The 25,896-nt window shown below is 63.2% G+C and carries 22 protein-coding genes; 6 read left to right on the top strand and 16 right to left on the bottom strand.

The window, feature by feature from the left end:
* Positions 1-11: 11 nt before the first annotated feature.
* From ACOGXC_RS02425 to ACOGXC_RS02415, 3 genes are all read left to right on the top strand, one after another.
* A complete protein-coding gene (locus tag ACOGXC_RS02425) occupies positions 12-2,909 on the top strand; it encodes a DEAD/DEAH box helicase family protein (RefSeq protein WP_419919136.1) in 2,898 nt (965 codons plus the stop codon).
* Positions 2,906-3,058 carry a hypothetical protein gene (locus ACOGXC_RS02420; RefSeq protein WP_419919135.1) on the top strand — a complete coding sequence of 51 codons (153 nt, stop codon included), beginning with the start codon at positions 2,906-2,908 and terminating at the stop codon, positions 3,056-3,058. The genes ACOGXC_RS02425 and ACOGXC_RS02420 overlap by 4 nt, the downstream gene beginning before the upstream one ends.
* An 80-nt stretch (positions 3,059-3,138) precedes the next feature.
* On the top strand, positions 3,139-4,146 hold the full coding sequence (locus ACOGXC_RS02415; protein ID WP_419919134.1) for a DNA methyltransferase: 1,008 nt from the start codon (positions 3,139-3,141) through the stop codon (positions 4,144-4,146).
* A gap of 3 nt (positions 4,147-4,149) precedes the next feature.
* Here the strand turns inward: ACOGXC_RS02415 and ACOGXC_RS02410 are convergent, their stop codons facing one another.
* Positions 4,150-5,124 carry an IS30 family transposase gene (locus ACOGXC_RS02410; RefSeq protein WP_419918168.1) on the bottom strand — a complete coding sequence of 325 codons (975 nt, stop codon included), beginning with the start codon at positions 5,122-5,124 and terminating at the stop codon, positions 4,150-4,152.
* 29 nt (positions 5,125-5,153) lie between these two features.
* On the opposite strand from ACOGXC_RS02410, the gene ACOGXC_RS02405 reads away from it, so the two are divergent.
* From ACOGXC_RS02405 to ACOGXC_RS02395, 3 genes are all read left to right on the top strand, one after another.
* The gene (locus tag ACOGXC_RS02405; RefSeq protein WP_419919133.1) at positions 5,154-6,779 is read left to right on the top strand and encodes a DNA methyltransferase; all 1,626 of its coding nucleotides are present in this window, start codon (positions 5,154-5,156) and stop codon (positions 6,777-6,779) included.
* A gap of 288 nt (positions 6,780-7,067) precedes the next feature.
* Positions 7,068-7,835: an IS30 family transposase gene (locus ACOGXC_RS02400; protein WP_419919132.1), complete on the top strand. Its 768-nt coding sequence runs from the start codon at positions 7,068-7,070 to the stop codon at positions 7,833-7,835.
* A gap of 140 nt (positions 7,836-7,975) precedes the next feature.
* On the top strand, positions 7,976-8,305 hold the full coding sequence (locus tag ACOGXC_RS02395; protein WP_419919131.1) for a hypothetical protein: 330 nt from the start codon (positions 7,976-7,978) through the stop codon (positions 8,303-8,305).
* A 166-nt stretch (positions 8,306-8,471) separates the two neighbouring features.
* Here the strand turns inward: ACOGXC_RS02395 and ACOGXC_RS02390 are convergent, their stop codons facing one another.
* From ACOGXC_RS02390 to ACOGXC_RS02320, 15 genes are all read right to left on the bottom strand, one after another.
* Positions 8,472-9,557, bottom strand: coding sequence for a methyltransferase (locus ACOGXC_RS02390; RefSeq protein WP_419919130.1), 1,086 nt, complete (start codon positions 9,555-9,557; stop codon positions 8,472-8,474).
* An 11-nt stretch (positions 9,558-9,568) separates the two neighbouring features.
* Positions 9,569-10,603 (bottom strand): zinc-binding dehydrogenase, encoded by a 1,035-nt coding sequence (locus tag ACOGXC_RS02385; protein WP_419919129.1) that lies wholly within the window; start codon positions 10,601-10,603, stop codon positions 9,569-9,571.
* 13 nt (positions 10,604-10,616) lie between these two features.
* A complete protein-coding gene (locus ACOGXC_RS02380; protein WP_419919128.1) occupies positions 10,617-11,270 on the bottom strand; it encodes an EcoRI family type II restriction endonuclease in 654 nt (217 codons plus the stop codon).
* Between the two features lie 54 nt (positions 11,271-11,324).
* Positions 11,325-12,479 carry a DNA adenine methylase gene (locus ACOGXC_RS02375; protein WP_419919127.1) on the bottom strand — a complete coding sequence of 385 codons (1,155 nt, stop codon included), beginning with the start codon at positions 12,477-12,479 and terminating at the stop codon, positions 11,325-11,327.
* A gap of 77 nt (positions 12,480-12,556) precedes the next feature.
* A complete protein-coding gene (locus ACOGXC_RS02370) occupies positions 12,557-13,495 on the bottom strand; it encodes an ABC transporter permease (RefSeq protein ID WP_419919126.1) in 939 nt (312 codons plus the stop codon).
* Positions 13,496-13,601: 106 nt separating this feature from the next.
* A complete protein-coding gene (locus ACOGXC_RS02365; protein WP_419919125.1) occupies positions 13,602-14,693 on the bottom strand; it encodes an ABC transporter permease in 1,092 nt (363 codons plus the stop codon).
* A gap of 97 nt (positions 14,694-14,790) precedes the next feature.
* Positions 14,791-16,554 carry an ABC transporter ATP-binding protein gene (locus ACOGXC_RS02360; protein WP_419919124.1) on the bottom strand — a complete coding sequence of 588 codons (1,764 nt, stop codon included), beginning with the start codon at positions 16,552-16,554 and terminating at the stop codon, positions 14,791-14,793.
* Positions 16,551-17,657 carry a hypothetical protein gene (locus tag ACOGXC_RS02355; protein WP_419919123.1) on the bottom strand — a complete coding sequence of 369 codons (1,107 nt, stop codon included), beginning with the start codon at positions 17,655-17,657 and terminating at the stop codon, positions 16,551-16,553. Before ACOGXC_RS02355 ends, ACOGXC_RS02360 begins: the two co-directional genes overlap by 4 nt.
* A gap of 124 nt (positions 17,658-17,781) precedes the next feature.
* Complete coding sequence (locus ACOGXC_RS02350) at positions 17,782-18,963, bottom strand: aromatic ring-hydroxylating oxygenase subunit alpha (RefSeq protein ID WP_419919122.1); 1,182 nt, start codon at positions 18,961-18,963, stop codon at positions 17,782-17,784.
* Positions 18,964-19,029: 66 nt separating this feature from the next.
* Positions 19,030-20,553, bottom strand: coding sequence for a class I adenylate-forming enzyme family protein (locus ACOGXC_RS02345; protein WP_419919121.1), 1,524 nt, complete (start codon positions 20,551-20,553; stop codon positions 19,030-19,032).
* Positions 20,543-22,144 carry a hydantoinase B/oxoprolinase family protein gene (locus tag ACOGXC_RS02340; protein WP_419919120.1) on the bottom strand — a complete coding sequence of 534 codons (1,602 nt, stop codon included), beginning with the start codon at positions 22,142-22,144 and terminating at the stop codon, positions 20,543-20,545. Before ACOGXC_RS02340 ends, ACOGXC_RS02345 begins: the two co-directional genes overlap by 11 nt.
* Positions 22,145-22,248: 104 nt before the next feature.
* Positions 22,249-24,342 (bottom strand): hydantoinase/oxoprolinase family protein, encoded by a 2,094-nt coding sequence (locus ACOGXC_RS02335; RefSeq protein ID WP_419919119.1) that lies wholly within the window; start codon positions 24,340-24,342, stop codon positions 22,249-22,251.
* A 66-nt stretch (positions 24,343-24,408) separates the two neighbouring features.
* The gene (locus ACOGXC_RS02330; protein WP_419919118.1) at positions 24,409-24,792 is read right to left on the bottom strand and encodes a cupin domain-containing protein; all 384 of its coding nucleotides are present in this window, start codon (positions 24,790-24,792) and stop codon (positions 24,409-24,411) included.
* Between the two features lie 81 nt (positions 24,793-24,873).
* On the bottom strand, positions 24,874-25,356 hold the full coding sequence (locus ACOGXC_RS02325) for a VOC family protein (protein ID WP_419919117.1): 483 nt from the start codon (positions 25,354-25,356) through the stop codon (positions 24,874-24,876).
* Between the two features lie 93 nt (positions 25,357-25,449).
* Positions 25,450-25,854, bottom strand: a complete 405-nt coding sequence (locus ACOGXC_RS02320; RefSeq protein ID WP_419919116.1) for a cupin domain-containing protein — start codon at positions 25,852-25,854, stop codon at positions 25,450-25,452.
* Positions 25,855-25,896 lie beyond the last annotated feature (42 nt).

Raw genomic sequence — 25,896 nt, 5'->3', positions numbered from 1 at the left:
GCTCTGTGCCTGTGGATCGGCCCTTGCTGGACCCGGCGATAGACCCGGTGCTTTGCTCTCCTTACGATCCGCCGGATCGGCACTGCCAACTGGATGGTGCCGGCAGAGCCGACCGCACCCGGCCACCGCTCCACTCCCGCCGGGAGCCGGTACGGATCAGCGTGCCGGACGATACGAAAACCGCCCGGCAGCGAGCCCTGAAGCTCGACGATCGCAAATCCAACCGCACCGTCATGGCGATTCGCGAGGAGGTCGCCCGCTGGCGGGAAGCCGGTTACCAGCGGGCCACCCCAACCAGCCGCCGGCTGCTGTGGCACTGGACCGATCCCCAGTCGATGAAGCTGCGGCCCTTCTTCGCCCAGGTGGAAGCCATCGAAACGTTCATCTGGCTGCGGGAAGTGGTCACAAGGGCCAACCCCCACCGCCGCGAGCTGGAGCATGAGGCCCGCAAGCACAACGACGGCATAGTGCGCCTGTGCGCCAAGATGGCCACCGGCACCGGCAAGACCGCGGTGATGGGGATGCTGATCGCCTGGCAGACCCTCAACGCAGTGCGCTCTCGCCGCACCCAGAACGTGATGCACACCGACCGGTTCGCGGTTTTCGCCCCCGGCCATACCGTGCGTGAGCGCCTGGGGGTGCTGATCCCATCCAACGAGCAGAACGTGTACGACGAGATGGATCTGGTTCCCCAGGACATGCGCACGCTGTTGAACCGGGCCCGGGTTCGGGTGGTGAACTATCAGGCCTTCACCCGCAAGGAGTTGATCGACGACCCGCAGGCCCGCAAGCTGCTCGGCAGGGCCAAGGGCACCGATGCCGAGGCTCCGAGCGCGGCGGTGCGGCGGGTGCTGCGCGACATCGCCGACGGCAGGGGCCGCATTTGTGTCATCAACGACGAATCCCATCACTGCTACCTGCCCACCGATTCCCCCAGGAGGCGCACGGGGGAGGACAAGGCCGAGGATGAGCGGGCTGCGGTGTGGTTCAACACCATCCGGGCGATGCGCGACGAGGGGCTTTTGGGCAGGGTCAACGAACACGGCCAGGAGTGCCCCGTGTACGATTTCTCGGCCACCCCCTTGTGGATCGACCAGTCGCACAAATCGGAGCCGGAACAGTTCCAGTGGGTCTCATCGGATTTCGGTTTGATGGATGCCATCGAGTCGGGGCTGGTGAAGGTGCCACGGGTGCCGGTGGATGACGACAGCACCCACGACGAAACCACCTGGCGGAAGCTGTACCACAACACGAACCCCAAGAATCTGGCCGACTACCTGGCCAGCAGCGATGGCTCCGGTAATGGGGGTGGGGGGGGGTTCCCCGAACCCTTGCACGGGGCGATTCAGGCGGTTGTGGGCGACTGGGAACGCAAACTCCGCCTGTGGCAGGGGCACTCCCCCGGCGGTGACGAACCGGACAGGCCACCGCAACCCACCCCGCCGGTAATAATTTTCGTAGCCAACAACATCAAGAACGCCACCACCCTCTGGCAATACCTTTCGGGCCGCGTCCACGACGACGGAACCTTCACCCCGGGGGCGTTTCCCGAACTCTCCAACCTCGACGAACACGGCCGGTGGCACCGTGAGCCTCGCACGCTGCTGGTGCACAGCAAGATCGGCGGGGCCGACGTGATCCCCGAACCGCTTAAGAAGGTGCTGGTGAACCGGGCCGGCCTGGGCAGCAGGGCCGAGGCCGAGGAGGTTGTGCGTGAGATGCTGAACACGGTCGGCAAGCCCAACCGTCCGGCGGCGCAGGTGCGCTGCGTGGTGTCGGTGAGCATGCTGACCGAGGGGTGGGATGCCCGCACGGTCACCCACATAGTGGGTTTCAGGGCGTTCAGCACGCAGCTTCTGTGCGAGCAGGTCACCGGCCGGGCGTTGCGACGCACCTCCTACGACGCGTTCCGTGATGCCCCCGGTGCCGGGGGAAGGCGACTGCTCGAAGCCGAGTACGCCGACGTGGTGGGGGTGCCGTTCGAGTTCATGCCCAACATGAACGAGCGCGACCCCAGGCCCCGCCCGCCGAAACCACGCACCCGCGTGCACACGATGGAGCGGCGCCAGGATTGGCGGGTCGGCTGGCCCCAGGCCGTGGAGTACATCCGCACGGCCCCCCAGGGCCACTTCAGCCTCCAACCCCAAAGGGTGCGCAAGTGGTCGCCAAGGCCTTCCAGCACACCAACGATGGTGCTCAACCAGGGGGTTGTGGGCGAGGCCGAGATCATCTCGCCGGTGCGGCACGACCTGCGCGACAGAACCGCCCTGCTCAAGGTTGCCGAAGCCCTCGTTGGGGAGGTCGGCGGGGAACGAGCGAGGTATGGCCGCACCTCGCTCTTCCGCTCGGCAATCAAAGCGGTTCGCCAGTGGGCCTCGCACCCCAACGTGAACCTTGCCGACCTGAGGGTTCTGCTTGCCGACCCCAACAAGCTCCAGGCCGCCAAGGAACAGATACTCGATGCCTGCGAGTTCGGTGAAGAGCCCTCCGGCCGCCGGGCCCGCCTGACCCGCCCGCCCCTGCACGACACCGCCGGCATCGACTTCGAGACCACCTTGCTCCACGTGCTGGCCGAACCGCAGAAGTCGGAGCTTTCCCACGCCGCCTGCCACTCCATGCTCGAATACGAGACCGCCCGGGCGCTCGATGGCAACTCCCGGGTGGTGCGCTGGGTGCGCAACTTTCAACTCGGCTGGACAATCCCCTACTGGCGCCAGGGGGCGTGGGCCCGCTACGAACCCGACTTCGTTGCCGTGCTCGACAACCACACCAACCTGATCATCGAGTGCAAGGGCGCATGGGACGACAAATCCACCCTGGCCGCCGAGTACACGAGGGATCACTGGATACCCAGCATTGCCGGTACCCCGACCTGCCCGACCACCTCCGCACCTGGCATTACGCGGTGATCGACGACCCCGACTCGATCACCCACCAGCTCGCGGCTGCCATCAAAGCCGCCATGCAGAAACCCGAGGAAAGGCAAGCTCCCAAGCCAGGAGCAAGCGAGAGGTCAAACCAAGCCGCCATGCAGAAATCCGAGGAAAGGCAAGCCTGAACGTGCCCAGAAACCAGCCTCCGAAGCCTCCGCCCAGCTCCTACCGCCACGAAAAGGCCAACCGCCCCAACCAGCCGACAGTGGAAACCGCTCCCCTGCTGGACGACAACACCAGGGCCCCGGTGCCATTTGAGGTTGAACCCGCACCCCACAAGTTGGTTGACGCTACCGAGGCCAGAACCGACATGACCCAGGAGCCCGAACCCCGCCTGGCCTGGAACCGCCAGGGCCATACCTCCGGCGAGGACAACCTGTGGGGGTTCGCCGGCACGCCGCTGTACACAAGGGAGAAGGTGAACCCGCTCACCATGATCGAGCAGTTGCGCAAGCCCGATGCCGGGGTGCCCCTCAACCTGCTCGACGACTTCAACGGCCTGCCCCCCGATGCGCAGAAGTGGGAGTTCTACCAGCACTCGGGCCACTGGCAGAACCGGTTGATACACGGTGACAGCTCGCAGGTGATGCAATCGCTGATCGCCCGTGACGGGCTGGGCGGCCAGGTGCAGATGATTTACTTCGACCCGCCATACGGCATCGGTTACGACTCCAACTTCATGTCCGCCACCGACAACATCGAAGCCACCGACATCCCCGCAGGCGACACCGTACCCGTAAAAGTATTCCGGGATACTTACCGCAACGGCATCCACTCGTACTTGGATGAAGTGCACGAGCGCCTGGTGCTGTTCCGGGAGTTGCTGGCCGATAGCGGCTCGTTGTTCGTACAGATCGGGGATGACAATGTGCATCGCCTGGCCGTACTTTGCGATGAGGTTTTCGGCCCGGATAACAAGGTGGCAACGATTACTTGGAAACCTACTAGCGGGTCTTCAGCTAAGACACTACCGGAATCTGCTAGCTATATATTGTGGTATAGTAAAGATAAAACCTACGTGAAATACTATCAGCTTTATGAGCCATTGACACGGGCTGAAAAAGTGGAGTTTATGACTTCATATGTAAAAGTTGAGTTGCCTGATGGGGTGACCCGCAAGATGACCAAAGAAGAGAAGGCAAACCCTGACGGTCTGCTTCCCAAGGGTGCTCGCATCTACAGAACAATGGCTCTTACTTCTCAAGGTGGGTAGGCTCTATTGGTGATCGCGACAGAGTTTAGTGTAGATGGTTTGGGCGGGTTGCCATTGGTGGATTCTGCGGGGCATGGTGTTGATGAGGTCTTCGATGATGGCGAGGCGTACCGGGCCGATGTTGAGGTTGGTGCTTTTGGGTAGCCAGCGTCTGAGTGTGGCGTTGTTTTGTTCGTTGGTGGGTCGTTGCCAGGGGGATCGGGGTTCGCAGAAATAGACCTGTATGTTGAGGGTTTTTTCGATGTCGGCCCATTTGGCCATTTCTGTTCCTTGGTCCCAGGTCAGGGTTTTGACCATTTCGGCGGGTTGGCGTTTGAGTGCGGCGGTGACGGCTTTGGCGGTGTTTCGGGCGTCGTAACCATCACATAAAGGCACTACCAGGGTGTGGCGGCTGGTGCGCTCCACCAGGGTGGCTACGGCTGATTGGTTGTTCGCACCGATTATCAGATCACCTTCCCAGTGGCCCGCCTCGGCTCGGGTGTCGACTATTGCGGGGCGCTGCGCTATGGGCCGGAAATCACCCAGCACGGAGCGTTTCGCCTGCTCACAACGGCTTCGGGGTTTGCGCCGCCGGCGACGGCGCACCAGCAGTTTCCAGCTATCGGCTGCTAGGCCGCTGCGTCCGCTGGGGTCGTAACACGCCCGGTAGATGGTTTCTGCGCACACCCGCAGCCCTTGTTTGCGGAGAGATTCTGAGATCGCATGAGGGGACCAACGAAGCGCCAACAACTCGGCCACCGCGTCGGCCAACACCGGATCTGTGGCCAACTTGGATGGGCGAGGCCTCAAAGCCCGCACATCGGCAACGGCTTGGGCCGCATCGGCCCGATACACCGAACCACCCCCGTTGCGCCGCAACTCCCGCCACACCGCGGAGCGGCTCCTGCCCAACCGGCGGGCCATCTCAGCTGTCCCCACCCCCATCCCAACCATAGTCTCGATGCGGGCACGCTCGCCCGCACACAACCTCTGTGCCATACTGGAACACCTCCACCGGTGATTCGCCAATGTTTCTGATCGACCATCATGGCCGACCTGTCGCGATCACCGGTGGAGCCTTCCGACCATCAAAAACCGGACGCACCTGCGAATATGAGTATGATGGGGTTGTCTACCATTGTGGGGCCACGCGCCATTGGAGAGTCTCCACTCCTCAGGAGCAGAGACACTCCAATGGGACGGCACGCGCCAGTGGAGAGTCTGGCGCGCCTGACGGTGCACCAGAACAAGACTCGGGCCTTGACCGATTAAAAGAATTAGGACGACTTGAGGGCACTGGGCCAACCGGGAGCTTGCATTGGAAATGGTATGAAGACGAAGTACCGGGCCGCCGGATCGACAATGTCTGGCATCGCCTGCAAAACCCTTCCAACAAGCGCTATGCCGTACAAACCGCCAACTCCGTTATAGAACGCTGCATCCTCATGTCAACCGACCCGGGGGATCTGGTGCTCGACCCCACCTGCGGCTCGGGAGCCACCGCTCATATGGCCGAGCAATGGGGTCGCCGCTGGATCACCATTGATGCCGGCCGGGTGTCCATCGCCATAGCCCGCCGCCACCTGCTCACCACCGTTCACCCCTGGTATCGCACCACGGACGAAAGCGCCGACCCATCCGCCGGTTTTCAGGTTGAAACCATGCAGCGGGTGTCGGCCGCCACGCTGGCCTACGACCGGGTGGACGACCCCGAGAACACCATCTCACTGGTGGACCGCCCCAGGGTGGACACCAAGCGCAGGCGGCTGACCGGCCCCTTCACCGTGGAATCCCACAGCCCCTACACCTGGTTGCCGTTCGACACCGACAACGCCGATGCCGGCAACCCGGGCACCGCCTCCGGTGATGATGCCGAGCGCCTGCTGGACGCGCTGGTTGATAGTCCGATCTGTGACAGCAATGGGGATACCGTTTTGGAGATTGCCGAGATAACCGCGTATCCCGGTGGCGGGATGGTTACCCATGAGGCCGACTGCACCTCGCCCGGCCGCCAGACCCGCATTACCGCGGCGGTGATGCTGTCCGCTCCCGATGCCACCGTCACCGCCGACCAGATCACCGCCGCCGCATCGCAGGCCCGCCGGGGAAACAACACCATCACCAACCTGATCGTGGTGGCCCCCGCGTTCGACGACAACGCCCCCCACCAGGCCGGCCCCATAGCGGTTCACAAGGTGGTCACCGCCCGAGACCTCCAAATCTCCGGCCTGGCCCCCGATGCCGACTCCGGCGCGTTCACCCTTTTGGGAGAACCCGACGTTCTGTGCGAAACCACCGAAAGCGGCGACCTGGTGGTGAGCCTGCTCGGCTACGACACCTACGACCCGGCCACCGGAAACGTGAAAACCTCGGGCGGCGAGGACGTGGACTGCTGGATGATCGACACCAACCACGACCGCACCGCATTCTTCCCCAGGCTGGTGTACCTACCGGCCTACAAGCGCGGCAACCCCAACATCAAGAACCTGCTCAAAGCACTGGGCAAAGACCTCGACCCCCAAGCCCAAACCACCCTCTGCGGCCTCGAATCACAACCATTCCCCCCACCCCCACCCCCCAATGTCATAGCCATAAAAATCATCACCCGCACAGGGGCCGAAATGACCACCACCCTCGAACTCCCACCGGCCTAGCCTCCGGAGCGGCTGGAGAACGAAACAGCCTGGGAGCTCCGGGCTCTCACCCTGAAAGGAAAGACCCGGCCCTCAAGGAGCCGGGTGGGTGAGTTGACGCTACCACTACCACATGGGCCTGGCAAAGCCCTTGCCACCCCTCGCCAGGGACTGTTTTTCAAAGGGGCTTATATCCGGTTTTAGCCAGCCATTGCTATCGCGCACGGAAGGCTCCACCGGTGATCGCGACGGGTCGGCCATGATGGTCGATTAGAAACATTGGCGAGTCACAGTTGGAGGTGTTGTGGTATGGCACAGAGGTTGTGTGCGGGCGAGCGTGCCCGCATCGAGATGATGGTTGGTATGGGGGTGGGGGTCTCTGAGATTGCCCGCCGGTTGGGTAGGAGCCGCTCCGCGGTGTGGCGGGAGTTGCGGCGCAACGGTTGCGGTTCGACCTATCGGGCGGATGTGGCGCAAGCAGCGGCGGATGTGCGGGCTTTGAGGCCTCGCCCATCCAAGTTGGCCGCAGATAAGGTGTTGGCCGGAGCTGTGGCCGGGTTGTTGGCGCTTCGTTGGTCGCCTCATGCGATCTCAGATGTTCTCCGCGAACAGGGACTGCGGGTTTGTGGGGAAACGATCTACCGGGCGTGCTACGCGCGCTCCGCGCACAGCGGACTAGCGGCTGATAGTTGGAAACTGCTGGTACGACAACGCCGCCGCCGCAAACCCCGGAGTCGTTGTGAGCAGGCGAAACGCTCCGTTTTGGGTGATTTTCGGCCCATCTCGCAGCGTCCCGAAATAGTCGCCACCCGAGCCGAGGCGGGCCACTGGGAAGGTGATCTCATAATCGGCGCGAACAACCAATCCGCGGTGGCGACCCTGGTGGAGCGCACCAGCCGCCACACCCTGGTAGTGGCGTTACCCGATGGTTACGATGCCCACAACAACGCCACACTCAGACACTGGCTACCCAAAAGCACCAACCTCAACATCAGCCCGGTACACCTCGCCATCATCGAAGACCTCCACGCCCCGCAGACCCCACCGATGGCAACCCGCCCAAACCATCTATGCTAAAGTCTGTCGCGATCACCAATAGAGCCTACCCCCGCTCTCGATCTCGGCTAAAACCGGATATAAACCCCATAAGTATAAGTGCTAGTGCCAGTATTATTGCTGGCACTAGCATCACAACTACTATTATAAGGAGACTAATAATGCCTATAAATGTTCCTAATGAACTACGCGGCTTGGTAACTACCGAGCACCAAGAAGCCTATATGGCTTGGGTTGAGCCAGCCGCAGCCCTAAGTGATTTGTTAAAGTCTGGCAAAGTTTGGGGGCGAAAAGCTACGCCAATTTGCCAAGCTTATGATAACGCTTGCCACGAATTCGCCAAGTTTCTTATTGGTGAACCTAAGCCTGTAGCTAACTGGCTTATGGATTTAGCTTATGTTAATGCCATGATGAACGGGATTGGTAAAGGTAAGCGTAGTTTGTCAAATCGCACTAGGAAACATTACAAGCGGCTTAGTCGCTTGAAATAACTTGGCTAATGCCAGTCTTAGTGCTGGCATTAGCCAAGCCTTACCAAGGGGAATTACATACCTGGGTTGAAAATGCTTGCCGTAGACCATGTTACAACTTACAAAACCCCAGTTCAGAAGGGGTGTGTCAACCCAAGTATATAATTCCCATTTTAATTATATTTCCTTATTTGGTGGCGGTGTAGACGTACTGGTGGCCGATGGGTTCAATCAGTCGAAGAGCCTCAAAGCCTGCTTCTCTCAGCCAGGTTGCGGTTTGAGCGGCGGTTATGGGGAACCCGTTGATAGTGCTGGCCATCATGGTCATGCCCATCAACACGCTGTGAGGGCTCCACTTGGGCTCGGGAGCCACGAAATAGTCGGCCACCAGCACGCGTCCCTCGGGGAGCAGCGCCTCCCATGCTCTTGATATGAGGCTGCGAGCACCCTCCGGGCCCTCGGTGCGGCACACGTGGCCCAGCACCACGATGTCGTACTCCTCGGGCTCAATGGGGACGGTATGGAAATCGCCGGGACGGAACTCGCACCGCTCGTCAACACCATGCTCGGCTGTTTTATGCAAAGCCACATCAAGCACATCGGGGAGATCGTTCACCACCGCTGTTGCCCCCGGGCAGGCTCGGAGCACGGCGATGGTCCACGGTGCTCCTCCCGCGCCCAGGTCCAGCACCCGGGGGCTGCCCATCGCACTGTAACGAACCTGGAGGTCGGCCCGGGTGGCGGCCCGAAGCATGGTCGTGAACGTGCCCTCCACCAGGGCGCGGTAGAACTCGGTGGGCTTGTCGTCTATAGGGTGGTCGGGGCTACCGGCCCGAATGGTGGCAGCCAGTTGAGACCAGTTGGCCAGCGGGCCGGGGGCCACCGGCACCAGCGAAGCCATCGAAGCCGCCCCATCGGTGGTGAGATAGCGGGCTGCGGTGTCGTTCAAACCGTATCGGCCACCAGCCCGCTCCAGCAGCTCGAGCACCACCAGGGAATCCAGCAGCGCCTCCAAATGTGGGGCCGACACTCCCAGATCATCGGCCAGTTCCCCAGCGGTAACCAGCGGGATAATGCCGGCGGTGGCCCCCCGATCAACCAGAGCATCAAACACCCCCAACTCCAGCGCGGCCACCAGCACATGGAACGAGCCGAACCCGCCGATCACCGCCCACACCGGAGCCGACGGCAGCGGTTTGTGATCGCTCCACGGACGCCCCACCCGCTGCGGAACGTGCGACTTCTTCAGCTCCGGATAAGGAGAATCAACCACTTGTCAACCGCTCAAGGCTTCAGGATGATCTTGCCGAAGAAGTCGCTGGCCAGCATCTTGATCTGGGCGTTGGCGGCATCGGCCAGGTCGAACACCGAATCCACCGCCGCCGTGAATTCGCCCTCGCAGAACGTGTTCCATACCGGGCCGAACTCCTCGGGACGGTACGGGTCGGAGCCCAAAATCTTGATGCCGGAGTGGAACAAGTAGCCGAGCGAGGGGATGACGGCCTCATCACCCGAGGAGTTGCCGCAGTTGACCAGCCGCCCGCCGATGCCCAGCGCGAAGAGCGACGGGCCGAACAGGGCGCTACCCACGTGGTCGAACACCATGTTCACGCCGGCTCCATCGGTCAGCTCCCTTGCCCAGGCGGCCACGTCACCGGTCCGGTTGTTCAGGGCATGGGCCGCACCCAGCCCCCGAGCCTGCTCGCATTTCTCATCGGTACCCGCGGTGGCCAGCACCACCGCCCCGGCATTGGTGGCCAACTGGATGGCCGCCACCGACACCCCCGACCCGGCGGCGTGGATCATCACCGTCTCCCCCGCCGCCAAACCCCCCACCTCGAAGAGGGCATGAGCCGCGGTGAGGTAGCAGGTGGGGAAGGTGGCTGCGGTGTCCATGGCCATGGCCGGCGGCATCGGGTAAACGTGTGATGCCGGCACCAGGCAGCGCTCGGCGTAACCCCCATCGGCGGTGGCACCGATGATGCCCAACTCACCGTACAGGTCGCCCCGACCCCCCAACCCGGACCGGTTATCAACCCCGGCCAGGGACGGATCCACCACCACCCGATCACCAATCGCGATGCCATCCACCTCGGCACCCACCTCCGACACCACCCCGGCCACATCCATTCCCGCAATGTGGGGCAAGGCGAAACCGGGCATCGTGAACCAACCGTTGCGCTGCACCACATCCAGCCGGTTCAGCGCAGCCGCCACCACATCCACCACCACATCCACCGGACCGGGCTCCGGGTCAGGCACCTCCTCGTAACGAAGCACCTCAGGCCCCCCGAACTCGTTATACCTTATTGCCTTCATTGACAAAACAGTGTCAGCTAAACAGGAACTTATCTTCACCATAGCGGGCAAAATAATAGTAAATCGCTCTAGATGCTACTTCATACATCGAATTAGCCATTTCTTGCACTGTCAAAGGCGTTTCTCGGAAAAAGAAACTGCCACGATTGAATAACCCAGACTCACCTTGGTTCACAACATTTATTGTATTGAGAGGCCCGAACATAGCAATCGTAGATACTCTGTCCAAAATGCTACTTTCATCCGCGAAGTCACACCCATAACCAAAACAAATAAAGGGCACTATTGACTCATTCATCATAGCCGTACGGAATCCAATTACATTCTTTCCCAATCGTTCTATCGCGTTGCCCTTTGCTTGTCTTGGCTTTCCTTCCGCTGTTCGTAAGTCATTGGTTCCCTGATTCTTTACCTCTGTGATGAGAATAGGTCGCGCGGTTCCTTCGCTATCCAGAATTGAAAGTATGCCACCATCTGGTTTCATAGCTGAAGTATCAAAATGATAGTAAAATTCTATATCAGTAAAGCTGCTGCGCAGCAATGAAACTATGTCTACCAGTTTCCATTGTGCTGTATGTTCTAATCTGACTTTGAAATTCTCACTAAGCCTATCTACCACATTCTTAAGAGCAACTCCTAAATCTGTTTCCTGTTTTTTTGAGGTCATGTTTAAGACCGTCCCAGTTCGCTGTTCTCTAAGGTCGGACTTCCTTGCCATAATCTAGTATTTCCTGACTAGAAATAAATGCTCCGTCACATGGATCTTACGTGAATTTAGATTCCTGCTCCCCCTAAAGGTATTGTACTTAATTTGTAATTCTGTCATTTTTCCGATTTTGGACAAAAAGTTTCTTAGCAAATTAGTACTAACAAAGCCTTCATCGTTGAACGACAAAAGAACATACTTTGCATCTACTCTTGCAACTGCATCAGATAATTGCTCAAAAGCATGTTTCTTTTTATTATACAGCGAACGATTCCAGTCTGAAGGTATACCTGACACTACGGATATATCTGTTGGCTCAACATAGTCTACCAGCAAGTTCAACATAAAATAATTTGAACCATACGGGTGCTGGTTATAAGGAGGGTCAAAATATGCGAGATCAAAATCCCCTACATCAGATATCAACTTATTGGTATCTTCTTGATAAACTTCAAATTCAGTTTGAAACTTGCTTAGCACTGGTACTTCCAACTTTATCTTCCCTTTGATTCTAGATAGTGCATCTGACCCAGAGCCACCAAACTTACCAATTCCGGTGTCCTTATCCTTATAAAACCCCTTAAATATACCAGCAGTATTTGCATGTATAGATGCTGATGAGAGCAGTGGGCCTAAGAGCAAGTTCCTGTAGTCCTTATTTTGTTGCTCAATCAACAATCGGAGTTTATCCAGCCTTCTAGCATTATCTCTCGTATAGAAAACGCGCTCACCATGCTTAATATAGTTGTCGTCTGAAGGCGCATACAAACGCTCAATTATCCCTGGATAAGATGCCAAATTTTCTTCTGTCAGGTCGTTGATAGACTCTACAACAGATTTGATTATGTTAAGGTCTATTTCTGTTTCATTTGCCAAAAAGCATCGCGAAATAACACCAGCGTATGGCTCAAGATCGTTTGCTACTAGGCGGGAAGCGTAGGACTTAAAAAGTCGCGAAACAACTCCAGACCCAGAGAAAGCATCAAAAAGTTGAAGCTTTTTGTTTCCAGTTTCTGATTGAACTTGTTTCAGAGCATCCGCTATTGGACCTAACAGTAGCCTTTTGTTTCCGATGTAAGTTATCAGTTGCTGTTTGAAGTATTCAGCTCTTTCGCTCAGACAGACTGAAGGTTCGAAAAGAGATATTTGCTCCGGATCGCTCCTGCTCATGCCACCTCTTTCATAATGATGCTAGTAACTCTGGAGCGTAGCCGCCCACAAGCTCTCCAACAACCATAGTGACTGGATCATTTGAGGCCGCGGATGAAGGGGCGGGCTAGGGCGGTGGGGGGTCTTACTCGGCGGGCGAAGATGGCCATGGCCCCGATGGTTACCAGAAACGGCAGCGCTTGCAGCAGCTCGGTGTTGATCTCGTAGCCCAGGCCCTGCACCGACAGCCTGAACGACAGGGCACCGGCGAAGAGGATGCAACCGGCCACGGTGCCCCACAAAGTCCAGCCGCCGAAGATCACCGCGGCGATGGCGATGAAGCCCCGGCCCCCGATGATGGAGTCGTCGAAGGTGGCCAGCCGGGCGAACACGAAGTAGGCCCCTCCCAGCCCGGAGGTTATCCCGGCGTAGTAGATGGACTGGCGGCGACGGCGGTTCACGTCGATACCGCTCACATCGGCCGATTGTGGGTTCTCGCCCGCGGCCCGCAGCTCCAGGCCCCAGCGGGTGCGGTACACCAGCCACCACGACAGCGGCACCAACCCGTACAGCAGGTAGAACGGCCACGGCTCGGCGAACAGCGCCTCGCCGACCAGGGGGATGTCGGCCAGAAGGGGGATCTCCACCGTCGAGGCGAAGGTGGCCTTGGGGTCGATCTCGCGGTCCAAGAACCCGGCCAGGCCGAAGACCAAGATGTTGAGGGTGAGGCCGACCACGAACTGATCGGCGGTGAGGCGGTGGCTCATCTCGGCCTGGACGGCGGCGATGAGCACCCCGCCCATAGCCCCGAAAACCATGGCCACGGCCACCGACCCGGTGAGGTGGTAACCCAGAGCGCCGGCGAAGGCCCCGCTCAGCAGCATCCCCTCCACCGAGATGTTCAAAGTGCCCGACCGCTCGGCCACCCATTCCCCGGTAGCGGCGAAACCCAAAAGCGCGGCGAACAGCGCCCCGTTGATGTAGGTGGACTCGCTGGTGAAGATGTCCCCCACCGCGGAGAAGAAGTCGATCAACACAACATCACACCCTTTCCGTTGCCGCGATCAACACAACATCACACCCTTTCCGTTGCCGCGATCAACACAACATCACACCCTTTCCGTTGCCGCGATCAACACAACATCACACCCTTTCCGTTGCCGCGGCTCGGGCTCTGTGGCGATCCCTCAGGAATATCACCGCCGGGGGCACCAGCAGGGCCAGCACCAGAAGTCCCTGAACCACATCGGTGATACGACTCTCCACCCCGGTGCTGTTCACGAACCCGGCCCCGGTGCGCAAACCGGCGAACACGAACGCCACCACCACCGCGGCCAGGGCCCGCTCCCGCGCCACCAGCGCCACCAGCAGCCCTGTCCAGCCGATGTTGTCGGAGAACCCCGGCACCAGCCGATAGTTGCCGAACGAGAAGCCGCCCCCGGCGAACATGGCTGCCCCGGCCAAACCCGCCAGAGCGCCACCGATGGCCAGAGCAGCCGCCCCGTACACAGTGGAGGACACCCCGGACCGCTGGGCGGCTCGGGCGTTGTGCCCCAGCATCCTCAGCCGGAAGCCCCATACCGTGCGGCCCAGCACGAAAGCCGTCACCACCGCCACCGCCACCGCCACGTACACGGTGATCGGAAACTCGTTGCCGAACACATCGGAGCGGGGTATCCGGTTGTCACCGGCCAACTGCCGGCTGACCTGGTTGCGGTTCCCCCGATTGGCCCCCGGCGCCAGCAGCAACCACTCCTGCTTCAGCCCGTAACCGACTGCCTGGGTGGCCACGGTCACCAGCAGCAACGTGCTCAGAACCTCGGGCACTCCCCGCCAGAAGCGCAGCAGCCCGGCCACCGAAGCCCAAACCGCCCCGCCCAGGGCACCGAACGCCATGAGCACCACCAGATTCAGGGGGCCGGGGCCGCCGATGAGGAAGCTGAAGTAGACGGCGAACGCCGCCCCCATCAATACCTGCCCCTCCTGGCCGATGTTGATCAAACCCGCCTTGGCCGAAACAACCGTGCCCAGAGCCACCAGCAGCAGGGGCACGGCCACCCCCAGGGTCTCCCCCCAGCGGCCGGGGGCCCTGATGCTGCCATCCACCAGGGCCTCCATCACCGGCCACCAATCACCCCCGGTGGCCTCCACGATCACCCCGGCCAGAACCAGAGCCGCAACCACGCTGGCGGCGTACAGCCCCACCCACTCAGCCGCCCTCGCCCCCCTGATCATGCGCGGCTGCCCCGGCCCCTCGCGCTCCCAGTCAAATGGCTGCCCCGGCCCCTCGCGCTCCCAGTCAAATGGCTGCCCCGGCCCCTCGCCCCCCTGGTCATGCGCGGCTGCCGCCCATCAAAAGACCCAGGGTCTCGAGGTTTGCCTCGGCCCCACCCACCTCGCCAACGATCCGGCCCCGGGACATCACCACTATCCGGTCGGCCAGATCCAGGATCTCCTCCAACTCGCTGGAGATGAGCAACACCGCCACCCCGGTGGCCGCGGTGCGGCGCAACCGCTCGGTCATGTACTCGATCGCCCCCACGTCCAACCCTCGGGTGGGTTGGGCGGCCAGCAGCACATCGGGCTCAGCGGCCAGCTCACGGGCCAAAACCACCCTCTGCTGGTTGCCACCCGACAGCGACCACAGGGGGGCATCGGGGCCGGTACAACCGATGTCGAACTCGTGGATCATCCGCTGAGCCATCTCGAACACGCTCTGGCGGTTCATCACCCCGTACCTGGCCAGCCGGTGCGGGTCGACCATGAGCAGGTTCTCGGCCACGGTCATGTCCAGCACCACCCCGGAGTCGTGGCGATCCTCGGGTATCACCGCCACCCCGGCGGCGGCCATGGCCCCGGGCGAGCCGGCGGCAACCTCGGTGCCATTGACCACCACCCGACCGGCATCCAGCGAAACCAGGCTGGAAAGCAGATCTCCCAGGGTACGCTGGCCGTTGCCCTCCACCCCCGCCACCCCCACGATCTCACCGGGGCGCAGATCCAGGTTGATGCCGTCCAGCAGCATCACCCCGCCCCGCCCCCTTACCGTGGCATCCTCTATCCGCAGGACCGGCTCGCGATCCATTCCCCCACCGGCACCAACCTGATCGCCGGCCAAGGCGCGGGCATCGGGGACCGGCTCGCGATCCATTCCCCCACCGGCACCAACCTGATCGCCGGCCAAAACTCGGGCATCGGGGACCGGCTCGCCGGCTGCTGCCCCAACGGCCTCCGTCCGATCGCCGGCCAAGGCGCGGCTGGCGGGATCGGTGCCTTCACCGCCGGGCTCGGCAACCTGGGTCAGACCTAAGGCCGATCTCTCGGAACGCAACATGACATCCCGCCCGACCATGGCTCGGGCCAGGCTTCGGGCATCGGCCTGCGCCGTGGGCATCCGGCCCACCACCCGACCCTGGCGCATGATGGTGACCTCGTCGGTGGCGTGCAGCACCTCATCCAGCTTGTGGCTCACCAGCACCACGGCCCGGCCTTCTGCGGCAACCACCTCGCGCAAGGTGTCGAAAAGCTGTTCGGACTCCCCGGGGGTGAGCACCGATGTGGGCTCGTCGAACACCAGGATGTGGGGATCACGGCGCAGGCACTTGATGATCTCCACCCGCTGGCGCAACCCGGCGGTTAGATCGCCCACCCGAGCACCGGGATCTACCTCCAAACCGTACTGGCTGCTGATGGCGGCCACCCGATCTCGCACTTCGGCCGGATTCAGCCTTCCTTGTTCTCCCAGCGCGACGTTCTCCCAGACAGCCAGCTCGTCCACCAGGCTGAAATGCTGGTGAACCATGGCGATGCCCAGAGCGGCAGCGGCCGAGGGATCATGAATCGCACAGGGGCGACCATCGATTCGTATCGTTCCGGCATCGGCCAGCACCAGGCCGATGAGCACTTTCATGAGCGTGGACTTACCGGCTCCGTTCTCGCCCAGGATGCCGTGGATGCGGCCCCGGTGCAGGCGCAAGTCAACGTCGTCGCAAGCCACGATGCTGCCGAAACTCTTGGTAATTCCCGAGAGTTCGACCGCAGGCACCGGGAGGGCCTGCCCCCCGGCATCTGCCTTTCCGGTCGTGGCGTGGGTCACCCTCCGCCGTAGGCGGCACCCGATATTCCGCCGAGCATGCCCAGCAACTCACCGTTGGTGGCTACGTCCTCGAAAACCTGGGCCAGCATCGCCTCGGCCTCCGGGGAGGCATCGCACAGCTCGGCACCGTTGAAACCCCGCTCGGTTGGGAACTGGTATTTCTGGCCTTCCACGAGCTCTCCGGAGATGATGAGCGGCAGCGACTCCTGGGCGTAGCGCCCCCCATCGAAAACGATGCTGCCCGTCCAGTTGATGCCGTCTTCGCGGGAGCAGATGTCGGCAGGACCGGCCGCGAACACCGCTATCTCCTTCTCGGTGGCGAGCTGGCCCACCGGGTTCAGCGCGCCCCCCAGGTAGGCGTAGACCAGGCTGGCATCCTCGGCTATGGCGTTGGTGAGCGCAGCGGTGGCGTTGGCCGCGTTGTCGAAATCGAACTGGAAATCGCCGGTGGACACGTACTCCATGGTGAACGAGGGATCCACCGACTGGAGGCCGGCCACGGTGGCGTTGTAAGCCTCCACCTCGAAGGGCAGGTCGCAGCACCCCAGAAACACCGCGGTGTCTCCGCCGTGGTCGACCAGAGTCGCGCCCATGGCCACACCGGCGGTGTAGTGGATCGGGGCTCCCCAGTCGATTGCCTGGGCCAGCCCGGCGATCTCGTCGAACCCGGCCCCGCAGTTGCAGTACCAGAAGATGTCGGGATACTGCTCGGTGAGATCGGGCAGGGGCTCGGCGATCTCGCTGGCCCCCACCAGGATCATGTCCACCCCCTGGGAGGCCAGATCGGACATGGCCTGGGCTGCTTCAGCCGAACCGATGTTGTCGCTCACGATAGGGGCAGCAAAACCGTTGTCGGCAGAGAACTTCTCGGCAAAGTCCACCAGCGCCTGGTAGTAGCCCTGATCGTCACGGGGACCGGCAGCGGCCACCCCGATGGTGATGGTGCCGTCGCCGTTGGCATCGAAAGTGTCCAGCAGCGCCTGCATCTCCATATCCGTCGCCGCGCCACCGTTGTCGCAGCCGGCGGCGATCAGGGCGGGCACCGCCAGCAGAGCTGCCAGCAGGATCAAAAGCCGGAAACGGCCCCCAGTTGGTTTGGTCATTGGTTCCCTCCTGTTTGGGTGATCGTTACTTGAGAACTGTATTTGCTCGAACGACCATTGCTTGAGAACTGTATTTGCTCGAACGACCATCGTTACTCGAGAACTGTATTGGTTCGAACGACAGTTACCTGAGAACTGTATTGCCTGGCGGCCAGTGCCGGCGATAGCGCTGGACGAGCCAGCGGTTGAACTGTACGTGGGTTTCCTCCTGCCAGGAGTAGCGGCCCCGCACCGCGTAGCGCGACCGCAGACCCCTTTGCACCTTGGTGGTGGCGTCCTGATCCTGGGCCACGAATACCTGCACGCCCTCGTCGCTGGCCTTGAACAGGTGCTCGAACATGGGGTGCTCCATGGAGCCGGGATGCAGAAGGTAACCGATCTCCACGTCGATGGTCTCGGCCGAGGTGGGCCGCACGATGAAGAAGAAGGCCATATCGGGGGCTGTACCGAAGCACAGCGTGGGGGGGATCAGCGCGAACGTGGACCGCCACCGCTCCTTCTCGGTGAGCTTGGGGAACACCGGCAACAGGGCCTTGCGAGTGGCGTTGAACCCGCCGTCGATGTGGGTGTAGCCGTTCTCCCTGAAGATCACGTTGGAGTCGTCGGTCCACGGCACCGGGAACCGGGCCATCTCCGAGGGGCAGAAGTCCTGGATCACCTGGTGGAGGCGGTTGGCATGGTAACCGTCGTTGAAGTTCTCGAACATGACCTTCCAGTTCCAGGGCAGGTCGGTCAGCGTGAAGGTGCCGGGGCATACGCAATTGTCGAGTTCGTAGTTGGTCACGTAGGGCTGGTAGCGCTCGAGGGTGGGGGCCAGCGGCGGGGCATCGGGATCCAAGTTGACGAACACGAACCCGTGCCACTCCTCCACCGCCAGGTTGGGCAGCCCCCAATCGGACTTGTCGAAGCCGGCGGTGCGCTCCATGGCCGGGGCCCCCAGCAGCCGACCGTCCAGCCCGTAGCTCCAGTGGTGGTAGGGGCACCGGAAGGTGCGGCCGCTTCCCTGCCCCTCAGCCACCTGCATGCCGCGATGGCGGCAGATGGCGGAGAAGGCCCGGATGCTGCCGTCCTTGTGGCGGGCCACGATGACGGGCTCGGTGCTGACCGTGGTGGTGAACCAGTCTCCCGGCTCGGGAATGCGACCGGCCACCCCCACACAGCACCACTCGTGCTCGAACAGCGCCCGGCGCTCGAAGGCCAGAAAATCCTCGGAGGTGTACAGCTCGGGGGGAAGCGTGCAAGCGGTGGCCACATCAGTCACCGAGCCTTCGAAGGACTGCAAAAGCTCTTGAGTGAACATGGTCATACCGATTCCGCCTTTTGCTTCAGCAGGAACATCGTCATAATGCCAAAAGCTCTTGAGTGAACATGGTCATACCGATTCCGCCTTTTGCTTCAGCAGGAACTTGCGGATCTTGCCGACGCTGGTTCGGGGCAACTCGTCCAAGAGCGTAAACGACCGGGGCTGCTTGGACTTGGCCAGCCGCTCCCGGCACCACGATGAGAGCTCCTCCACGGATGGGGGGCGAGCCGGATCGGCGGGCACCACGAAAGCCACCGGCACCTCGTCGCGTACCGGATCGGGGGCACCCACCACCGCGGCCTCCAGCACCGAGGTGTGGGCGGCCAGCACCAACTCCACCTCCACCACCGAAACGTTCTCGCCCGACACCTTGAGAACATCGTTGTGGCGACCGGCGAAGTAGTGGCGACCGCCGGCATCCACACGGGCCCGATCACCGGTGCGGAACCAGCCATCGGCGGTGAAGGAATCCCCGGTGGTCCCCGGGTCGTCGAGGTAGGAGGCGAACAGGGTCAACCCGGGTTCGCCCCCCACCAGGATCTCCCCGTCGCGCACGATCACCCGGCAGCCGGGGGTGACCTGGCCCATGGACGAGGGCACCGGGTTTGCCGCCGGCTCGGTGAGCACCGCGGGGATGGTCTCGGTCATGCCGTACAACTGGCGGGGGCGGCATCCGAGCCAGGCGGCCAGCGTCTCGTACTGGTCATCGGCGATGGTCTGGGCATACCAGCAGTGGCGCAGGGCCACCCCCTCCACGGGAGCACCCCGGGCCAGGATCATCCTCATCGGAGCCGCGAACAGGCTGGCGCAGGTGGCCCGGTGGCGAGCGGCCTGAAACAGAAAACCCCGGGCCGAGAAGGCGGGCATCAGCGCCACCGAAGCCCCGGCCCAGATGGCCGCGGCAAAGGAGTAGTACTGGGCGTTGGCGTGGAACAAGGGCAGCACCACCAGTTGACGGTCGTCGGGCACAAGCCCGGCCCGCTCGCCCATCACCCACCCGCTGAAGGCGTAGTTGGCCTGGGTAACCTCCACCCCCTTGGGCCGCCCGGTGGTTCCCGAGGTGAACATCACCGCCGCCCGGTCCCGCGGGTCGGGCTCTGGCCAGTCCACCCGGGCGTTGCCCCGGAGGGCATCTATGGAGCCACGGTCCTCGTTAACCTCGGTGATGGCCATGCCGGGGACGGCGGCAGCGGCCCGGCGGTAGACATCGGCCCGGTCGAGGGCGCAGAAACCGGCCTGCGGTCGCGTGCGCCCGAGGTGATCGGCCAACTCCGGGGCCTTGCTGGTGGGATCGGACGGTACGATCCACGCCCCCAACCGGTTGGCGGCCAACCAGATGGCCACGAACTCCGGGGTGTTGGTCAGAGCCAAATGTACCGCTCCCCCCGGGGCAACCCCCCGCTCCACCAGGCCGGCGGCAACCCCGCCAACCACGGTGTCGAACTGCTCGTAGGTCCAGGTGGCGGTGGTGCCGTCGGGCCGCTCGAACACCAGGAACACCGCATCGGGGTGGCGATCAACCGTCCCCCTCCACATATCGGCGAACGCCGGCGGGGATGAAACGAACGAGTTATCGGGAGGTTCAGGACTCATCGGCGGGTTCGGGCGGGGAGCCGTAGCCCCCACCGCCGGGGAGGTCGAGGCGCACGATGTCGCCGGGGTTGAGGGTGATGCGGCTCTGGGTGGTGACCGGCTCGCCGTTCACCATGAACGATCCCGCCCGGCCGGGACTCCCACCGAAAATCCCCTGGGGCGGTTCGCAGAGGCGGCTGGTGACCGCGTTGAGCAGCCAGGGGCGGGAGGTGTCCACCCCGAACTCGATGGTCTGACCCCTTCCCCCCGGCTGGGCTCCGGACCCCTCGGAGCCGGGGCGCAACTCCTTGCGCAGGAACCGCACCGGCGCGGAGGCCTCCACCACCTCGAGGGGCACCGCGCTCACCCCCGTGGGATAGGAGCAGGCATCCAGGCCCGGCTTGGACGCCCGGGCTCCCACCCCTCCGGCGTAGGTGAACATGGCGGTGATGAACGGGGTGCCGTCGTCGTGGTTGCCGCTGACCTGCATGGTCCAAACCGCGCCCGCCCCCTCGGCCATGGAGTCCTTGGGCTTCACCTGGGCCAGGGCCTTGAGCAGGGCGTTGGGCAAGAACATGCCGACCACGTGGCGAGCGGTGCCCGGTTGAGGCCGGACAGCGTTCACGATCGACCCCTCGGGGGCGGTCATCCGGATCGGGGCCAGGCTGCCGTGGTTGTTGGGAATCTCGGGGTTGATCACCGAGCGCACGGTAAACGTGGTGTAGGCGTGGGTGTAGTTGCGAACCACGTTGATGCCCCAGGGACTGGCCTCGGAGGTGCCCGAGTAATCCACCAGGATCTCCCCGGCCTCGGGGTCCACCCTCAGCGAGCACACGATGTCGATGCGGCTGCCGTCGGCCAGATCCAGCACGGCATCGGCCCGGTACTCCCCCGCAGCCAGCTCGGCGATGCCGGCCCGGGTGGCCGCCTCGGAACGGTCGATGATCTCGTCGGACAGCGCCTCGATGTCGTCCAGGTCGTGAGCGTCGCACAGGGCGGCCAGGCGCTGCGCCCCCACCTCGCCCGACGCCATCTGGGCGTGCAGGTCACCGGCCATGTGGTCGGGCTGGCGGACGTTGGCCAGGATGAACCGCCACACGTCCTCGTTGCGCCGACCGCCCCGCATGAGCTTGCAAATGGGGATCCAAAGGCCTTCCTCGAAGCAGTCGCGAGCCCCGGCGCCGATGCCGTAGCCCCCCACGTCGGTGTGGTGGATGGTGGAGCCGAAGTAGGCGATGGGCACCGGATCGCCCCCGGCAGCCGGAACGCGCCACACCGGAACCAGCACGGTCACGTCCAGCAACTGGCCCGCGGTCAGGTAGGGGTCGTTGGTAACCAGAACATCGCCGGGTTCGAGGGTCTCGGGGGGGAACTCCTCCAGCATGTTGGCCGCCCCGATGGCCAGGGAGTTGATGTGGCCGGGGGTCCCGGTCACCGCCTGGGCCACCATGCGGCCCCGGCGGTCGAACACCGCGTTGGCCAAGTCACCGGCCTCGCGCACGATGGGGCTGAACGCCGCCCTCTGGAGCGCTCGGGCCTGCTCGTTCACCACCGAGATGAGCGACTGCCACAAGATCTCCAGCCGGATGGGATCGTGGGTGCTTGGGTCCATGGACCGCCGGATGGGGCCGTGGGTGCTTGAGTCCATCGATGGCCCAATGGGATCATGGGGGCTTGAGTCCATCGACCGCCCAATGGGATCGTGGTTAGTTTGGGTCATGTCTCCTCCCGGATGGCAACAAGGCTGGCATCGCCGGCCACCCGCACCCGCCAGCCGGGCCGAATGACCGATGTGGTCTCCCGCTCCTCCACCAGCGCCGGACCGGCAAAGGCCGCGCCAACCACCAGATCGGCCCGGCGGAACACCGGTACCTCCACCCGGGCCTGCCGGCGGCCGAACACCGCGGTTCGAGTCGAGGCCGGCTGTGGCGGGTTGCCGGCAGCGGCCGGACCCACTCCGGGGTCGACCGGGGCTATGGCCGCGGGTTCGGCGCTAGCCGACAAGCGCCAGGTGACCACCTCGATGGCCACGTCGTCGATGGTCATGCCGTAGATGCGGCGATACTCGGCCTCGAACGCCGACACCACCTCCTCATCGCCGGCGGGCCAGGCCGGCCCGTCGCCCACCCAGACGGTGATCTCGTTTCCCTGCCCGGCGTAACGGGCATCGATGCCGTAGCGGAAGCTGATCTCGGACTCGGGCACGCCCGCTCCCCGCAGCACCCGGCGGCCCTCCTGCCGCAACTCGTCCAGAAGGCCATCCCGTTCGGCGGGGTCCACCAGGGCCAGCTTCACCGGCATGGAGCGAGCCAGGTCAATGCGTACCGGCGACACCAGGGTTCCGAAGGCCGACAGCACGCTGGCGTTCACCGGGAACACCACCCGCTTCGACTCCAGCAACTCGGCCACCCGGCAGGCATGGGGCGGTCCCGCCCCCCCGAAGGCCAGAACGGTCACCCCTCGCAGATCCACGCCCCGCTCCACCGCGTGCATGCGGGCCGCCGCAGCCATGTTCTGGCTGACCACCTCGTACATACCGGCCGCGGTGTCCACCACCGGCAGGCCCAGACCGGCGGCCACCACCGCCACCGCGGCCTCGGCCCGGCCGGGATCCAGCGGCATGTCGCCCCCCAAGAAGGCATCGGGGTCCAGCAGCCCGAGCACCACGTCGGCATCGGTCACCGCGGCCTGCTCGCCGCCCCGCCCGTAGCAGGCCGGGCCGGGATCGGCCCCAGCCGACTCGGGACCCACCTTGAGCAGGTTGAACCCGTCCAGGTGGGCCAGACTGCCACCCCCGGCCCCGATCTCCACCAGGTCCACCGACGGCACCGACACCGGAAAGCCCGATCCCTTCTTGAACCGGTACCTCCGGGCCACCTCGAAGGTGGTGGTCAGCGCCGGCTCGCCCTGGGCAACCAGGGTGGCCTTGGCGGTGGTGCCCCCCATGTCGAAGGCCAGCAGGCGATCCTCCCCCATCCGACGGGCGAACCACCGCGCCGCCAGAGCACCGGCAGCCGGACCCGACTCCACCAGCCGGATCGGGGCGGCGGCGGCATCGTCAGCCGACACGACACCCCCGTTGGACAGCATCATCAGCACCGATCCGCCGAATCCCCCCGCCGACAGCCATTTCTGGAGTTCGTCCAGGTAGGGACCGATGATCGGCATGGTGGCCGCGTTGCAAGCTGCGGTGATCATGCGAGGATATTCCCTGATCTGGGGGGAGATGTCGGCCGAGGCGCACACCGGCACCCCCAGTTGCCGACCCAGCTCGCCGGCCAGCAACCGCTCGTTGGCCGGGTTCACGTAAGAGTTCAGCAGGCACACCGCCACCGACTCCACCCGGGCCCGGCCCAGCTCGCCGGCCAGAGCGGCAATGGCCTCGGCTCGGGGCTCCACCAGCACCTCACCGGTGGCCGCGGTCCGCTCGGCTATCTCGAAGGTGAGCTCCCGGCCGATGGGGGGATCGGGAAACTCGATCTGGAGGTCGTACATGTCGTAACGGTGCTCGTCGCGGATCAAGAGGGTGTCGCCAAAGCCGCTGGTGGTTACCAGGGCGGCCCGGCCCGTCTTGTTCTCGATGAGGGCGTTGGTGATGAGCGTGGTGGCGTGAACAATAGGGGCGGTTATCTCACCGGGTGCCACCCCGGCGCTGCGCAGCAGGTGACCGACCGCGGCCTGCACCCCCTGGAGGGGGTTGGTCGGGGTGGTGAGGGCCTTGTTCACCGTTACCGCACCGGTGGCGGCATCCAGCAGCACCGCGTCGGTGAAGGTACCCCCCACATCAACCGCCAGGCGCCAGTCACTCACCTCGCAAACCAATCAAACCGTCAATCAGCCGGTCTCGCAAACCAATCACACCGCCAACCAGCCTAATCAGCCGGCCAACAGGTCGTCGCGGGGCGGGGTGAACACGTCCAGAATCCAGCACTCCCCGTACTCATCGTCGCCTATGAACACCGAATCGCCGTGCCACACTCCCCTGGGGGCCAGGTAAGCCTCACCCTCGCTCAGCAGCACCCGATCCTGGCTGCCGGGATCCTCGCCGATGCGAAAATCGAGCTTGCCCCTCACCACGATGCCGAGCTGCTCGTGGTTCTCGTGGCGGTGCAGGAACGACCCGGTCGCCCCGCCGTCGATGCGCCAGAAACAGAGTTGCAACCCGTCGCCGTTGATGACCCGGCGGCGGAAGCCCTCCCGGTCGGTTCCCACGAACAGGTCGTCGTCATAGAAGTAGCAGTACTGGTTGGTAGGTATCACGCCGCCATCCTGCCCCGTCGCTTTGGAAAGCAATCGCCTTTGGAAGCAGTCGCCGTGGAAAACCCCATGCCGGTTTCCTGCCTAGTCGCTGGCAGCCATACCGGCAAAGCGGTGCTGCTCATGGGCCAGGTCCAGGGGGCGGATTATGGCCTTATTCTCCTCGTCGCCCCAGTGCTCGGCCGGTACCAGCCACATGACCTCGAACTCCAACCCGTCGGGGTCCTTGGCGTAGAGGCTCTTGTTGGCCCCGTGATCGCTCTCGCCGTAAAGGGCCCCGGCATCCATGAGCCTTTGGCGCATCACGGCCAGATCGTCAAGGGTGGCCACCTCCCAGGCGATGTGGTACAGGCCCACCGACCGGCGGCCGGCCGGCGATGGCTCCGCCCCGTCGCCGATGGAGAAAAAGGCGATGTCGTGGTGGTTGGCCGACACCGGGGCTCGCATGAACACGAAGCGGCCCGGCTCGTCAATGACGGTGTCGAACCCCAGCACGTCGGCGTAGAACTTCTGCTGGCGGCGGGCATCGCGCACGTACAGCACCGCGTGGTTCATTCCTGAGATCATTTTCCCTTCCCCAAAATACCGTTCATCCCCGAGATCATTTTCCCTTCCCCAAAATACGGCTCATCCCTGTAATCATCTGCTCCGGGTCGCCGGCTACGGTTGATCGAACGATGCCGTAGAATCGCCGGGGCGAAGCACGAAGAACTCCATACCTTCAGCGCCGCAAGTAAATGAGTACTCGTGGTTGGCGGCCAGGATGACCGAGTCCCTGGGCCCCAGATTTTCCGAGGGTCCGCCGGCACCGTCGGGCCACACCCGGCAGCCGCCCGACAGCACAACCAGCAGCTCGTTCTGATCGTGGCTGTGGGGAGGTACGTGATAGCCGGCGGGCAGGGTGGTGTACTGGCACCAGAAGCCCCCGTCGCCCCGGGCCACATGCTTGCGCCTGGCCCCGAGCTGCTGGGCCTTGGCGACCAGCTCCGCGGGCGCATCGGGGTTGGCGGTCTCGTCCACCCAATCGATGTCGTCAAAGCGCAGGATCCTCGGGGCGATGCTCATGGGGGTATCTTTTCACAGGAACACCCGTGAAACAGGAGCACA

This window comes from Candidatus Poriferisocius sp., assembly GCF_965202595.1.
Lineage (GTDB): Bacteria > Actinomycetota > Acidimicrobiia > Acidimicrobiales > Bin134 > Poriferisocius.
This window is presented reverse-complemented; position numbering and strand designations above follow the sequence as displayed.

What these genes read in the sequence shown, in the direction of transcription:
- ACOGXC_RS02410 (WP_419918168.1), bottom strand. Translation starts at nt 5,124, where the DNA reads ATGGCACAGAGGTTGTGTGCGGGCGAGCGTGCCCGCATCGAGACTATG.
- ACOGXC_RS02405 (WP_419919133.1), top strand. Translation starts at nt 5,154, where the DNA reads ATGTTTCTGATCGACCATCATGGCCGACCTGTCGCGATCACCGGTGGA.
- ACOGXC_RS02400 (WP_419919132.1), top strand. Translation starts at nt 7,068, where the DNA reads ATGGCACAGAGGTTGTGTGCGGGCGAGCGTGCCCGCATCGAGATGATG.
- ACOGXC_RS02395 (WP_419919131.1), top strand. Translation starts at nt 7,976, where the DNA reads ATGCCTATAAATGTTCCTAATGAACTACGCGGCTTGGTAACTACCGAG.
- ACOGXC_RS02385 (WP_419919129.1), bottom strand. Translation starts at nt 10,603, where the DNA reads ATGAAGGCAATAAGGTATAACGAGTTCGGGGGGCCTGAGGTGCTTCGT.
- ACOGXC_RS02380 (WP_419919128.1), bottom strand. Translation starts at nt 11,270, where the DNA reads ATGACCTCAAAAAAACAGGAAACAGATTTAGGAGTTGCTCTTAAGAAT.
- ACOGXC_RS02375 (WP_419919127.1), bottom strand. Translation starts at nt 12,479, where the DNA reads ATGAGCAGGAGCGATCCGGAGCAAATATCTCTTTTCGAACCTTCAGTC.
- ACOGXC_RS02365 (WP_419919125.1), bottom strand. Translation starts at nt 14,693, where the DNA reads ATGATCAGGGGGGCGAGGGCGGCTGAGTGGGTGGGGCTGTACGCCGCC.
- ACOGXC_RS02355 (WP_419919123.1), bottom strand. Translation starts at nt 17,657, where the DNA reads ATGACCAAACCAACTGGGGGCCGTTTCCGGCTTTTGATCCTGCTGGCA.
- ACOGXC_RS02350 (WP_419919122.1), bottom strand. Translation starts at nt 18,963, where the DNA reads ATGACCATGTTCACTCAAGAGCTTTTGCAGTCCTTCGAAGGCTCGGTG.
- ACOGXC_RS02345 (WP_419919121.1), bottom strand. Translation starts at nt 20,553, where the DNA reads ATGAGTCCTGAACCTCCCGATAACTCGTTCGTTTCATCCCCGCCGGCG.
- ACOGXC_RS02340 (WP_419919120.1), bottom strand. Translation starts at nt 22,144, where the DNA reads ATGGACCCAAGCACCCACGATCCCATCCGGCTGGAGATCTTGTGGCAG.
- ACOGXC_RS02325 (WP_419919117.1), bottom strand. Translation starts at nt 25,356, where the DNA reads ATGATCTCAGGAATGAACCACGCGGTGCTGTACGTGCGCGATGCCCGC.
- ACOGXC_RS02320 (WP_419919116.1), bottom strand. Translation starts at nt 25,854, where the DNA reads ATGAGCATCGCCCCGAGGATCCTGCGCTTTGACGACATCGATTGGGTG.